Consider the following 13,599-nt stretch of genomic DNA (forward strand, 5'->3'; position numbering starts at 1 on the left):
ACTAAAAAATAGTCAAATCCAACCCCTGGCGTAAATGGCCGGTCAGATGCTTGATGGATATATGACCGCGACGATTCATAAAGTCGCGGCGGGCAATGGGTATCAATATTATCTGCGCAATGTCGCCGCGAATGACGTGTCGGCTCGCGGCCGTTCCAGCCTCGCCGATTATTACTCCGCTCACGGGGAAGCTCCAGGCCGCTGGCACGGCACGGGCCTGGCCGCTCTGGGCCTGCAACCGGGTGACGAAGTCACCGAAGAACAGATGAAATCCCTTTTCGGACTGGGGCGTCATCCGAACGCGCATGTGATCGAAGCCCACGTCTACAACACCGAGATCGGCAAGGGAGCTAAGCACAAAGACGCCGCGCGGGCCGCCGATCAGGCGTCGCGTTTAGGTAACCCGTTCCGGGTTTATACGGAGGTTTCCGAATTCCGTAAACGGTGCGCAGACGCATTCAAGCGGCACAATATGAAGCACGGATTCGATCTTCATGACGCTATTCCCGATGATGAACGTGCACGGATTCGGACCCGTGTGGCGTTCGATATGTTTTGCCAACAGTACGATCGCGCGCCACTGAATGAGCGGGAATTGTCGGGGTGGGTGGCACGTAACTCGCGCCCGAACACCGTCGCGGTCGCGGGTTTCGACATCACTTTCTCACCCGTCAAGAGTGTCTCGGTGCTGTGGGCGCTGGCCCCGCGCGCGGTCGCGGAGAAGGTCGAGGCTGCCCACCATGCCGCGGTCGATGATGCGCTGCGCTGGTTGGAGGAGCACGCGATCTTCACTCGGTTGGGTCGCAACGGGATCCGGCAGGTGGACGTCGACGGGATGGTGGCCGCCCGGTTTGTACATCGTGACAGCAGAGCAGGCGACCCCGATCTCCACACCCATGCGCTGATCGCCAACCGGGCCCGCACCGATGATGGGCGGTGGCGCACCCTCGATGGCACCGCGATCTACCGAGCGGTGGTCACCGTGTCCGAGATCTACAACACCCGCCTGGAACATCACCTCGAGGATTTGGTGGGTGTGGAGTTCGCCGAACGCCCCAGCACCGATCCGTCCAAGCGTGCGATCCGCGAAATCGTCGGCATCCCAACCCTGTTGATCGAGGCGTGGTCGCGGCGCGAAGCCGCGATCAAAGAGCGCGTGGGGGAACTCGCCGCACGGTTCCAAAACCGGTTCGACCGCGAGCCGACTCCCACTGAAATGTATGCCCTGGCACAGCAGGCCACCCTCGAAACCCGACCGTCCAAACACCATCTACGGTCACTGGCCGAGCAACGCAGCACCTGGCGATCCCAAGCGATGAACCTGCTCGGCGGCCGCGAAGCACTCTCGGAGATGATCGTGGGGGTCTTGAATCCCGTGCGACCCCAGCGTGTCGCGGTGACGACGGCGTGGATCAATCGCACCGCGCAGCGGGTCATCGAGGTGGTTTCCGAGCACCGCTCCACCTGGCAGACCACGAATCTGCGGGCCGAAATCGAACGCCAACTCCGCGGCCACATACGTAGCCGGGACTGGGCACAGGCCGCCGAGGCAGTCCTGGCCGAAACGCTCTCGCCCGAGCATGTGATCGCGCGCGGTGACCCGGATCTGACCGACGAACCCGAATTGCACACGGTCCCAGGCCTGTTGCGTCGCCGCGACGGCACCAGCTTCTACACCGTCTCCGGTGTCCAGGTCTACACCTCGGCGCGAATGTTGTCGGTCGAACAGCAGCTGATCGAGATGTCGGTGCGGCCTGGCGGACGCCAACTCCGACCCGATCTCGTCACGGCGGCAGTGGACCGCTACAACACCAGCAATCCCGATCGACCGCTCAATGCCGGGCAGATCAGCGTGATCGACGGTTTCGCCACCTCGCCTCTGCGGGTCCGCACCACCAACGCGCCGGCGGGAACGGGCAAGACCACCGCGATGGCCGTGCTCACCGACGCCTGGCACACCAGCGGCGGACAGGTCCTCGGGTTGGCACCGACCGCGTCCGCGGCCGCCGAGCTGGGCAAGGCGATCGGCGCGCGGGTGGAGACCGTCGACAAGGTCCTCGACGTCTTGGCTCGGCACACCCCGCGCCCGGACAACCCTGCGCTGGACCGGGATATACCGCCGTCGCTGCCGCAATGGATCCTCGATATCGACCCCGGCACGTTGGTGATCGTCGACGAGCACGTCAAGATCGGCAACCTCAAACGCCTACGGCTACTGCGATTCCTACACGACCAAGGCGCGACGATCCGCTGCATCGGCGACCCACACCAGCTCGCATCGATCGAGGCCGGCGGCGCGGACACCGACATGGACGCGGCCTCACCCGAAGCGAGCATGACCCTCACCCACGTCGTACGGTTCGCCTCGAACGCCGAAGCGACCGCGAGTCTGCAGCTACGCGAGGGGGATCCGGCCGCGCTGGGCTGGTATCTGGACAACAACCGGATCCACGCCGGACACGAAGGTGCCACCCACGATGACGCCTACACCGCCTGGATCACCGACCACCTCGCCGGCCGCGACACCATCATGCTCGCCGCCACCCACGACATCGTCACCGAACTCAACGCGCGCGCTCGCGCCGACCGCATCACCCGCAATGGCGGTGTGGTCGGCGCGGAAACTGTTCTCGCCGACGGACTTGGGGCCTCGGTCGGGGACACGATCCGTACCCGTCGCAACAACCGTCGACTGCGACTCGGTGCCAACGATTGGGTCCGCAACGGTTACGCCTGGACCGTCACTGCGGTGCATGCGGACGGAAGTCTGACCGCCACACATCTGCATTCGGGCAACGAACTCGGTCACAGCGTGCGGCTTCCCGCCGACTACGTGGCCACCCATGTGCGTCTCGGGTACGCGTCAACGATCAATTCCGCGCAAGGAATCACCGCCGATTCGTGTCATGTCGCGCTCACCGGAGGCGAGTCACGCCAACAGCTTTACGTGGCACTCACCCGCGGAATCCACGCCAACCACGTCTATGTACCGACCGCGTTGGACGGTTCCGAAGGCTCGTTCTGGTCCGAACCCGCCGCCTATCCGCGCACCGCCGTGGAGATAATGCTGCGCATTTTCGGTCGCGACGGCGCACAAAAGTCGGCGCATACCATGCTCCGCGACGCCCTGGATCCGCACCAGCGGATCGGTCGCGCGCTCGATATCTACCTCGACGCGCTCGGTGTCGCCGCCGAAAACGCCCTCGGCCCAGTCGGACTCGAACGCCTCGACGACGCTGCCGAAGCGGTGCGCGCGAACCTCACCGACAGCCCGGCCTACCCCGTGCTGCGGCAACACTTGGCGATGATCGCGCTGTCGGGGCGCGACCCGATCACCGCCTTACGCGTCGCCGCGAGCGCACGCGAACTCGACACCGCCAATGATGTTGCCGCCGTGCTGGACTGGCGTCTGGATCCCTCTGGCGCGCACTCCACCACCGGCGCACCCCTGCCGTGGGCGTCGGGGATCCCGCGCAGGCTCCGCGCGGAACTCGACTCCACCCAACTCGCTGCCCGCGCCCGCATCGTCACCGACCTCGCCACACAAATCCGTGACGACGTCCAAACCTGGACACCGGCGTCCGCACCGCACTGGGCACGCCCACTCATCGGGTCGGACCCACGCCTGCTCGCTGATCTGGCCGTGTGGCGGGCCTCCCTGCACATCGACGACCGCGATCCACGCCCTACCGGCCCCGCCCGCTACACGCAGCTCGAACGCGAACACCAAGACCTGCTCGACGCCCGCGTCACCGGCACTCTCGGCGATATCCATTTGCCCGCCAACAAGTGGGCACCGCTGATCACACGCCTCGAATCCCGCATCCTCACCGACCCGTGGTGGCCGATCCTCGCCGACAAGATCGAGGTCGCCCACCGATCCGGAATCGACATCCAAACCCGATTGACCCACGCCGCCGCACTACGGGCGTTGCCCGATGACATGCCCGCCGCGGCCCTGTGGTCGCGACTCGAACTCGAACTCGTCGCCGCCGATATCACCAGCACACACAACCTGAACCCCGACTGGACCGGCGAACTCCACCAGATCGTCGGCGACGACACCGCCCAACGCGTCATCAACGACCCCGCCTGGCCGCGCCTGGTCGCCGCGATCGACCGCGCTACCGGCACTGACTGGACACCCGCCGAACTCCTCACCACCGCATACGAACTCATCCTCGCCGCCCAACCCGACGACACCACACCGCTGCGCCCCGACCAACTCACCAACGCCCTCGCCTGGCGCATCGACGCACTCCTGCACGAACACACCCACCCCGAACAACCCGAAACCCAACCGTCGCCGGAGCCCACAATGCATCCACCCGCCCACCACCCCGTCCCCGAACCACACGATCCGCCACGCCACAGCACCACCACACCGCCGTCACCGATCCGGCCACCAGCTACCAGCACCGTTGACGAAAACTCGCTGTCTGGCGACATCACCACGATCGCCGCGCTGTTCAAAGCCGGTGACCTGCGCGCGGCACGGCGCGCATTTCGCGACCTCGCCGACACCCTTACCGACGAGCAACGCGACATCATCGAACGCGTCGCGACCACTCTCTACCGCAACCACTTCCGCGTCGCCCTCGCGCGACTACGGTGGGCCGCCGACCAATACCCCGAGCACCGCGAACTCATCCGCGCCTGCACCCCCGCCACCGACCCCCATGTCCACCAATCAGACACAGATCGTCTCCAGCCACCGAACCGACCCGACCAGCACCCCCTCCCCACCCAACACTATCCCGACTGGCGAGACCCCACCCGAGTTCACCCGCCCCGCACCGACACCGAGATCGCCGCCCAGCGCGCGAGCCAGGACTACCTCGACACCCGCGGCGACCTCGACACCGACCCCGAACATCTACCGATACCCGACGGAGTCCCGCACCACTACTACCGCGAAAAACTATGGGAAGACCGCTATCCCGACACCACCGCACCCGACTACGACCGCCAAACCACCGACAAAACCCACGCGCTGCCGTGCGTGTCCTGTGGCATCACACGCGCCCGCATCGACAGCAGACCGCGGCCGCCGCGCCGCAGCGACGACGGCCTCTGCGGTGAATGCCGCACCGACAATGCACCCGGCATCCCCGACCACCCACCCAACGAGCACATCCATGCCCGCTGCGACCACATCGCCGCCACCCACCCACCAAACACCATCCTGGGCCTGCTCAAACGCGATTGGCACGCCGCCCGCACCCTCGCCGAACGCCTCGCCATCGCAACCTGGGTCGAACAACATCCTCAGCCCGACACCCCAGCCGAGCCATCAGTACCACCGTCTGGGGTTCTCCTCGATGTATCCGATCCCGTGCAGATGCTCACCGACGACCAACTCGCCCAAGCCATCACCGATATCAGTCTGCGCATCGATCTTGCCGAGACCGAAGCCATCCTCTACGGGCCCGCACCCGGCACCGCAACCAGCGACACGACAGCAGTCGACGCCACCACCTGGCTACACGACGAACTCATCGACCTCAACACCGAACAACATCGCCGCACCCAACTCACACCCGAACAAACCGCCGCCGAGCACGCGCTACGCGCCCGCCACCAACACGACACAACCTCCGAAGATTCTCTCGACTACGATCCCGACCCGATCATCAATCCCGCCGTCGGCTACGACGAAGACTTCGGGTTGTAAACAGTCAGTGGTGGACGAGGGTGAACGCCACACCGCGAACCACCCAGTAGCGTCACGGTGATCCGATTCATGTCCAACAACCTGCGCGACTACGGATTGCCGGACAGTCCCGCTGAGCTGCAGCGCCGCCAACGCATACACGTCCGGCCCCGTGTCTGCGAGACCACGAGCTTATTCATGTGGCTGCACGCGGATTGATTCGGTCACCAGCGGATCCAGATCGAGCATCGACCAGCGACACCAGCTCATCTCCCGCGCCACCAGCAGCGTCGATGCCAGGGCCGTGGTGATCGGCAGCCGCTCGCTGTCGCGCTCGGGATCCAGATACCAGCTGTGCAGCCGCGACCGCCGACACATCTGGCGCAGATCGGCATCCGAGAGCGGCAGATCGTAGGCGGTGTCGACCATGATGTGTTCGAGGTCGCCGCAGGCGTTGACCTCCTCCCGGTCCGGCCACACCCCGCCCCAGCCTCGGATGCCATACAACTCTGGGAGGTCGGTGACGTCGGTGCTGAGATTCGCCAAACCGGTCAGCATGTCGTGGCCGGTGATGACATCGGCGTGCAGATCCATCTCGACAATACGATCGTCGACGAGCCCCACGAATACATCGGAAGTGTCAGTCGATGGCAGCAGCAGCTCGTAGCCCACAACGAAAGCCCGGGGGTCGTCGAGGTCGCGCGGATGCTCGGCGTCGAACCTGGCATACACCAGCCCGACACCACACCGTGTCACCGCTATCGACGCCACCACCGGACGGCTGCTGCCCGGCGGCGATCCCGGATCGCCGAACGGCTTTTCCGGCCGCGCCAAATTCGTCATCGGGATCACGACTGAACCTCCGTGCCGAGCCGACTGCTCACCGTATCCGCCACTGGTTCAACCGGGCGAGGGTAGCCGGAGCCAGTGTCGATGTGACCGCTGCCGCAGCTGTGGCAGTAATGGATTTCCAGCGATATCCACGACGGGACGGTGCGCTCCGACAACTCGTAGATGGTGACGCCGTAGGGGTGGCTGCACGACTCGCATTCGAGATCGGAGTCGATCTCGGTCCCGGTCAGCTTCGCGCGATGCCCACCGTCGACATTGGTCACTTCGAAAGCCTGGACGCACTGACCAGACCTCAACGGTCGCGGCAACCGTCTCGGTGTCCGCAGATCCGGTCGCAGTAGAGCCTTGGTCATGCGCACGACCAGTCCGCTGTGCCCTCCTGGGCAGCAATGGATTTCCAGAGTCAGCCACCAGGGAACAGCAGGGACCGTTACTAGATAGACCGTCACCGTGTGGAAGTCGGCTTCGTAATCGCCTGGGCATTGTTGGCATGGACGATACGTGTCCGCTGTGACGGCGGTCAGGTATTGGCGCGGATGCCCGTAGGAGTCCATGACAAACATGCGGCCAGCGTGTTCACGCGGCCTCGGCGGAGTGAGCCTTGTCAACTTCATTCGGAAGCTGAACCTTTCGAGGTTTCCTCGTGTTCGGCCCACACCCCGGAGCAGATAGTCACGCACGCGAGTTGCTTGCGGCTGCGACAGCGGTTCCTCATGCACAGGCAGCCTCCGATCCCTTGCCCACGCGTGCGGCCACTGTCCCGGCCCACGCCACCAAGCAGTCCTGGAACAGCCTGGTGTTCGGCGCTACGGTTACCGCGTGACCAGCGCCGGGCAGTACGTAGGTCTGTAGTTGGGCTGCTGGCGCGAAATAGCGCCGCTCCGCATCGGCCAGGCTCGCACTCGACGCACACACCGCTCGTGCGCACAGCAGGTCCAACTCGCCGTTGACGATCAGCACAGGTGCGTCGATGTTGCCGGTCAGGGGCGCGATGGTGCTGCTCAGACCGTCTACCATTTCGGCCGGGCTGAAGGTGTCGGCGACCTCGGCGTCATCGACAGTGAGTGCGACGGGATCAGTGTTCGGGCCCACGAAACTGGCTGCCCGGCTGCCTTGGCGCGTGGTGAGATAACCCGGGTCCAGGCCGCGGTCGGCGAATCGTGGATCGGTAGCGGCCGGGACGAAACCACCCACGGCCTTCAGCGTCTCCATTGGCGACACGGAATGTGAAAACCCCTGCAGCAGGACGCCATCGACATCGTGGTAGGTCGCGGCTGCCATGGCTGCGACCCCGGCTCCCAAAGACACCCCACCGAGGATGATCGTCTGGAATTCGGGATGCCCATTGATGCCGGTCCGCAGCGCGGTGACGATCTCGTGGACGCCTTGGGCTTGGACAGTGGCGATGACCGCCGCGCTGGGCGGGCGTGTGCTGGTGCCGGTTCCGAGTAGGTCGAGGGTGAGAGTCGCATAGCCCGCAGCGGTCAGCGCGCGCGAAACGCTGTAGGTCTGCGGCTGTATCGGCCAATCCCAGTAGCGAGCATTAGTCGCCGCACCGGACAGCAGTACCACGATAGTGCCCGTCGGCTGCCCGGGACGGCACAGCGTGGCGCCCATCGTGCCCAACGGCACCGGCCATGAAGTGGCTTCACAGCGCGCGGACTCCGAACCAGGTTCATCGGCGTGGGCTGCACCGAGTGCTGAACACAACAGCGCGATGACGGCTCCCACCATCGCAATAGCCCTGGTTCTGGCACGGGATTTCGCTGTAGCGCTGATCATTGTCGATGTCCGCCCTCGTCGAGGAGAGCATCGACATGACCGCTCGGCGCCCATCTCCAGTACGCGGCGAGAATCACAGCGGCCCACCACAGGCCCACAGCGGTATCCCTCATCGGCCAGCGCCGATTGCCGTACCGGTGTGGTTTTCGGGATGTGACTGGCGGTTCGGTCAGCCATGGTGGCAATGCGGGCTGCCCTGGTGGAGACATTGTCAACTTCATTCGCAGGCTTAACCTTTCGAGCTCTCGGTGGCATCGCTGGATCGGTCACGGTGTGTGTGGTTGCCGGGGAAGGTTTCATCGCGCCAACCGGTGAGCGTCTTGTACGGCGCGGTGTAGTCGCTGGCGAACAGCGGGGCACCGGGCAGGTCGGGGATGTCGAAGGCAGCCACCAGCTGCGGAAAATGGTCGACGAGCAGGCCGTGGTGTCCGATGAGCTCGGTTGCGATCGTCATCGGAGGCCGGTATTCATCGCCGATTCTGACCGAGTGGTCGTTGTACCAGCCACGGCGCGCGTGGATACGTTCCAGCGCGTACGCCGCGCCTACCGTCGCGAGCAGATCGCTGGCGAATGGATCGCTGACAGTGGATGCCGCGATCAATGGGGCGGTTGCCAGAACGCGTTCAGCGGTTGCGGTGGCCAGTTCGATGGCAGCGCCGTCCGCGCCCAGCACCGGTCCAGCGACGGTGAAATCGCCACGGCGCAGACCGTCGGCGATAACCCGTTCGCGCTCAGCGAGCAATTCGACAGTCCACGGCAGCTGCGGCGGTGTGTCCGGCAGTTGCAGCGGCGGGCAGTGCAGCAGCGCCCGCCCTGCCGTCTTCTGCAGAACCTGAGTCTCGCCCTCAGCGATGCGCGCTCCCAGGACGTTGCCAGCCCAGTCTCCCAAGTGGTTGATCAGCAGCGATCCGTGCGCCGCGGTGCGTTCTCGACACATGCCCAGTACCCACTGCGCCGCATGAGTCAGTGCCGGTTTGGCGAGCATCGACCACAGCGCGTGGTCGGGGTCGCCGCCGTTGACAGCCGCGCGCATGTCGCGAAGGTGTCGGCCCAGGATGGTTGCGGTATAGAGGGAAACCAGCCCGGTGACCAGGTTGGCTTGGACCGCATCGCGGTCGGCCATCCGGACGCGAGACCCGCGCTGTCTGGCGAAGTTCGCCAAACCCGTCAGGGCGGCGCGAGCGCTGGCGACAGAAGCATTCGCCAGGTCGAGTCGGCCACCACCCAACCCGGCCACCGCGCGGTGGAACCGCTCACCCATCGGCAGGTCGCACTCGAAGCGGCCGTTGGCATCGATGCGGGCCCAGTCCCCGCCCAGTAGCGCCTGCCTCGGCACCCAGCAGTCACGGAACCGGATGATGGCGTGGTCCATCGGCGCGAAGGCCTTGTCGGGTAGCAACTCCACCTCTACACCAGCAGCCAGGCCCGTGCTGCTCCGCAATTTCAGCAGAAACGCGAACACGCCCTGGTCGCGGCCGTCGGTGATCACGCGGGCGGTGACCAGCACGATCTTCGGTGCATCAGAACCGACGTTAGGCATGAATTTCGCCGCGCGAATGTCGGGTGTCGACAACAGGAATCCACCGCTAGCGCGATCCCATCTCGCTGTGGTCCGATGATCGGCCGCCGCGTTGGTGCCACCGAGCTCGGTCAACATCAACGCCCCCAACGCCGCGCCGGTATCGAGTTCAGCGAGGCATTGCTGTTGATAATCCGCGCCGGACCCCAGCGACAGAATCGCTCCCATCGCCAGGTCGAAATGCCCGGTCAACACCGGCAGCAGCCTGGGCGCGCTGACCGCGGCCTCCTCGCAGAGGATGCCCCGCAGCTCGACGTCCGTGGCGATCGCTGTCCCGGACCCACCGAGCGCGGCAATCACCGATCGCAAAAGATCCGGGGCGAGCGCAGCCTGTTCGGAGTACGTCAGGCCCGACCGGGGGAGGTCCCCGAGCGCGCTCACGGCGTCGCGGACCCGAGCCCGCAGCGCGGCGTCTGGGCCGAGCAGCGCGGTCCGCAAGGCGTCGACAGGTTCGCTGCCGATGTGGGCGCGGGTGGTGGTGAGATCGATGGTCATGCTGGAACTCGCCTTCTCGCCAAGCGACGCACCCTCGGCTGTAGCCACGGCGAGTCGCTGAATCATGTTGGGTTGCGATGCCTTTCGTGTGTGTTCGGGTCCGGGGAATGTCATCGGTAGGCCGCAACGTCTTGCCGCCCCGGACTGGGTGATCAGGGGCAGAGGCCGACCGCTTGGAGGGCTGAGACCGAGTCGCAATCGGTTACGCGATGGCGGGTGATGGCGTCGAGGACGGCGAACGCCTCTTCCGGACGCCAGGATTCGCACATCCCGGCGAGTGCCGTCCAATCGGCGCGCCACCGTTCGTTGTGGTGCGCCACCATGGCACCGGCACGGATCCTGGTCGCCATGGCGGCACCAGGGTGGGGCCACCATCGGTGGTCGAACCGCGCAACGGGGGTGTCGATGACGTCACACAGCGTCAGCGTCGACACCACCGCCTGCTCCGGATCCCACGCCCGGCGCGCGGCGGCCAGGTGCTGGTCGAAAAACTCCAAGTAGTAATGGGGGTCGTCATCGAGAGCCTGCAACTGCAGCGGGGTCAGTGTTCCGCTGCTGCGGTGGTGGTTGATGAACGGCTGCCAGTAGGTGTCGAGGAAACGGTGCGGGACCTGTTTGCCGTCGCGGTCGAGGGCTGGCGGGCGCAGTACGTCGATGGCCATCGTTTGCCTTTACAGAATGTGTTGGGTAGGTGAAGGCGGGAAGGTGACCGGCAATGTGGACAGCGCGCGATGGAGCGGGCCGGGCCGCCATTCGAGTTCTTCGGCGGGGATGGCGAGTCGTATTTCTGGGAGGAAGTCGAGCAGTTGGTCGATAGCTGTCTCCGCCATCAGCTCGGCCACGATGCGGGCCGGTTTCGGGCACGCGTGTGGGCCCGCGCCGAAGGCCAGGTGGGAGTCGTTGCCGGTGTACTGGCCGGTGTTGACCTCGGGGCTGCTGTTGCACGCGGTCATGCTGATGATCACCGGCTGATGCGCGGGTAACCACACCGTGCCGGCGAGGATGGGCTGGACCGGATAGGTGAGGCAGTAGCAGGACATCGGCGGGTTGGTGAACAACCCCTCGGCGAGCGCGGCACTCGTCGAGGGCGGCAGGCCACGGTTGATGTCCGCGATGAACCGTCGGCGGTCGGTCAGCATCAGCAGCAGGGTGTTGGCGATCCAGTTCTGTGGCACCTCGATCGCGGCCGAAATGATCGTCAGCAGTTGTTGGACCATCTCGTCATCGGTCAGTTTGGCTGGATGCTGCACCAGCCGTGTGGTGACGTCGTCGCCGGGATTGGTGCGTTTGAGCCAGGTCAATTCACGCAAGGCCGAGTCGAATAGTTCCTCGGCGTTGTCCTGTCCGTCGAACAGCGCCGCGCTGGCAGCGACGAGTTTCTCCCCGAGTTCTTGTGTGCACCCGATGATCTGGGTGACCACCGCGAATACCACCGGCAGGCAGTATTGACTGAGCAGATCGGCAGACCCCGACCGGCAGAATGTATTGACTTGGCCGACCGCGGTGCGCTCCACCAAGGCGCGCAGCCCGTATTGGTTGATGCCGGCGAGGGCGTCGTGGGTCGCCCGGCGGTAGCGCGCGTGTTCTTCGCCGTTGCTGCGCAACGCGTTCGGCCGCCACTCGAGCATCGCCAGGATCGGCCACGTGCGGTCGTGCAACGTCTTCTGCCACTCGCGGGGATCAGCGGAGAAGTGTTCGGGATCGGTGAGAATGTTGACCGCGGTGCGGTAGTCGATCACCAACGTCGCGGCCAGCCCGGGTGCGAGCTCCACCGGCACCAGCGGGCCATAGTTCTCGCGCATCTGCTTGTATGCGCGGTGTGGGTCGGCCGCGAATTCGGGGGTGTAGATGCTGATTCGAGGCCCGAGGGCTTCGACCGGGGTCCCTGTGGCTTTGCCGGGCGCCGGGAGGGTGTGCTGCGGCACGAGGGTGGTCTCCTATGCGAGCGGAAGTTCAAGCGGCGGGCATGGGGAAAACGTGACCGGCAGCGCTGTGAGCGCGCGATGGAAGGGGCCCGGTAGCCACTGCAAACCGGTGCCGTCAGCAACCGCGAGTTGGATCTCGGTCAACGCATCCAGCAGCAGAGTGACGGACTTGGTGGTGATGACCGTCGCCAATGATCGAGCTGGGCAGGCGTGGATACCCGCGCCCCACGCGAGATGGGAGCGGTTGCCGAGGTGGTCGTTGCTGTGCACGGCCGGATCGGTGTTGCACGCGGACACGCTGATCAGCACCGGTTGATGTGGGGGCAGCATCGTTGTGTCGAGGATCTGCATCTGCTGCGGAAACCGTGGGAACATCGTCGCCAACGGTGGATCGGTGAACAGCACTTCATCGATCGCGTCCGTGACCGACAACGCGCCGTACAGAAGACGACCTCCGAACCCGTCATCGGTCAACATCAGCCTCAGCATGTTCGCGATGAGATTCCAAGTCGGCTGGCTGCCAGTGGCGTACAACATCGCCAGCTGATAGGTCGCCTCAGCGTCATTCAAGCCTGCAGGGGGCTCGATCAACCACGACGTCACATCCGCTGCCGGGTGCAGACGCTTGGCCATCACCGCATCGGCCATCGCCGTGATGAGTTGCTGGTTGCCTGCTTTGACCGTTTCGGAATCGGTGGCCGCCCGCAACACCATGATTGCGTCCAACGCGGCTTGACCGGTTTCTGCCGATAGCCCCAGCAGCCAATTCAGTGTCTGCCCCACGAGCGGGATGGCGAAATCATTGAGCAGATCGGCGTAGCCGTGTTCGCAGAAGCCGTTGATCAGCGTTGTCGTGATGTGCGCAACCGTGGAATCCAGGCCGTACTGGTCGACACGATCGAGGGCGGCGCTGATGGCGCGCCGTAAGCGGGAGTGTTCCTCGCCGGAGCTGCGCAGTGCATCAGGTCGCCACCCCAGCGTAGGAAGTGCCGGGCATTCGGGACCTACTCGTTGCTGCCAGCCACGAGGATCGGCCGGATAACGCGGGTCGTTCAGAATGCGCAGTGCCTCACGGTAATCGGTCACGAGCGCGGCCGGAACCGCCGGCGCGATATCCACCGCCGCCACGGGCCCCTGTTTGCGCATCTTCCGGCACGCGGCGTGCGGGTCGGCTGTGAATTCCGGCCCGTATATCGCGACCCGGGACTCGGAGGTGTGGACAGGCGGTAGCGGAGAAGCTGGTTGCCCAGTGGTCACTGACATTCGGCCTTTCACTGTGAGGCACGGACTTTGGCACCCGGCGTGCACGTCAT

The 13,599-nt window shown here is 65.2% G+C and carries 8 protein-coding genes; 1 reads left to right on the plus strand and 7 read right to left on the minus strand.

Translation table 11 applies throughout. From position 1 onward, the window contains the following. Positions 1 to 61: 61 nt before the first annotated feature. Complete coding sequence (gene mobF / locus ACFYOW_RS24145) at positions 62 to 5,674, plus strand: MobF family relaxase (RefSeq protein ID WP_387291374.1); 5,613 nt, start codon at positions 62 to 64, stop codon at positions 5,672 to 5,674. A gap of 171 nt (positions 5,675 to 5,845) precedes the next feature. On the opposite strand, the gene ACFYOW_RS24150 is transcribed toward mobF, so the two are convergent. The 7 genes from ACFYOW_RS24150 to ACFYOW_RS24180 all read right to left on the minus strand — a co-directional run bounded on the left by ACFYOW_RS24150 (position 5,846) and on the right by ACFYOW_RS24180 (position 13,549). Next, complete coding sequence (locus ACFYOW_RS24150; RefSeq protein WP_387291376.1) at positions 5,846 to 6,505, minus strand: hypothetical protein; 660 nt, start codon at positions 6,503 to 6,505, stop codon at positions 5,846 to 5,848. Next, complete coding sequence (locus ACFYOW_RS24155) at positions 6,502 to 6,768, minus strand: hypothetical protein (protein WP_387291378.1); 267 nt, start codon at positions 6,766 to 6,768, stop codon at positions 6,502 to 6,504. The genes ACFYOW_RS24150 and ACFYOW_RS24155 overlap by 4 nt, the downstream gene beginning before the upstream one ends. 448 nt (positions 6,769 to 7,216) lie before the next feature. Beyond that, a complete protein-coding gene (locus ACFYOW_RS24160) occupies positions 7,217 to 8,239 on the minus strand; it encodes an alpha/beta hydrolase (protein WP_387291380.1) in 1,023 nt (340 codons plus the stop codon). A 277-nt stretch (positions 8,240 to 8,516) separates the two neighbouring features. Beyond that, on the minus strand, positions 8,517 to 10,361 hold the full coding sequence (locus tag ACFYOW_RS24165; protein ID WP_387291382.1) for an acyl-CoA dehydrogenase family protein: 1,845 nt from the start codon (positions 10,359 to 10,361) through the stop codon (positions 8,517 to 8,519). Between the two features lie 152 nt (positions 10,362 to 10,513). After that, positions 10,514 to 11,023 carry a hypothetical protein gene (locus ACFYOW_RS24170; protein ID WP_387291384.1) on the minus strand — a complete coding sequence of 170 codons (510 nt, stop codon included), beginning with the start codon at positions 11,021 to 11,023 and terminating at the stop codon, positions 10,514 to 10,516. A gap of 9 nt (positions 11,024 to 11,032) precedes the next feature. Continuing rightward, a complete protein-coding gene (locus ACFYOW_RS24175; RefSeq protein WP_387291386.1) occupies positions 11,033 to 12,286 on the minus strand; it encodes a cytochrome P450 in 1,254 nt (417 codons plus the stop codon). 12 nt (positions 12,287 to 12,298) lie between these two features. Next, complete coding sequence (locus ACFYOW_RS24180; RefSeq protein WP_387291388.1) at positions 12,299 to 13,549, minus strand: cytochrome P450; 1,251 nt, start codon at positions 13,547 to 13,549, stop codon at positions 12,299 to 12,301. Positions 13,550 to 13,599: the final 50 nt, after the last annotated feature.

The sequence above is a fragment of the Nocardia sp. NPDC006982 genome (assembly GCF_042869435.1).
Lineage (GTDB): Bacteria > Actinomycetota > Actinomycetes > Mycobacteriales > Mycobacteriaceae > Nocardia.

What these genes read in the sequence shown, in the direction of transcription:
- ACFYOW_RS24160 (WP_387291380.1), bottom strand. Translation starts at nt 8,239, where the DNA reads ATGGTGGGAGCCGTCATCGCGCTGTTGTGTTCAGCACTCGGTGCAGCC.
- mobF (WP_387291374.1), top strand. Translation starts at nt 62, where the DNA reads ATGACCGCGACGATTCATAAAGTCGCGGCGGGCAATGGGTATCAATAT.
- ACFYOW_RS24170 (WP_387291384.1), bottom strand. Translation starts at nt 11,023, where the DNA reads ATGGCCATCGACGTACTGCGCCCGCCAGCCCTCGACCGCGACGGCAAA.
- ACFYOW_RS24165 (WP_387291382.1), bottom strand. Translation starts at nt 10,361, where the DNA reads ATGACCATCGATCTCACCACCACCCGCGCCCACATCGGCAGCGAACCT.
- ACFYOW_RS24180 (WP_387291388.1), bottom strand. Translation starts at nt 13,549, where the DNA reads ATGTCAGTGACCACTGGGCAACCAGCTTCTCCGCTACCGCCTGTCCAC.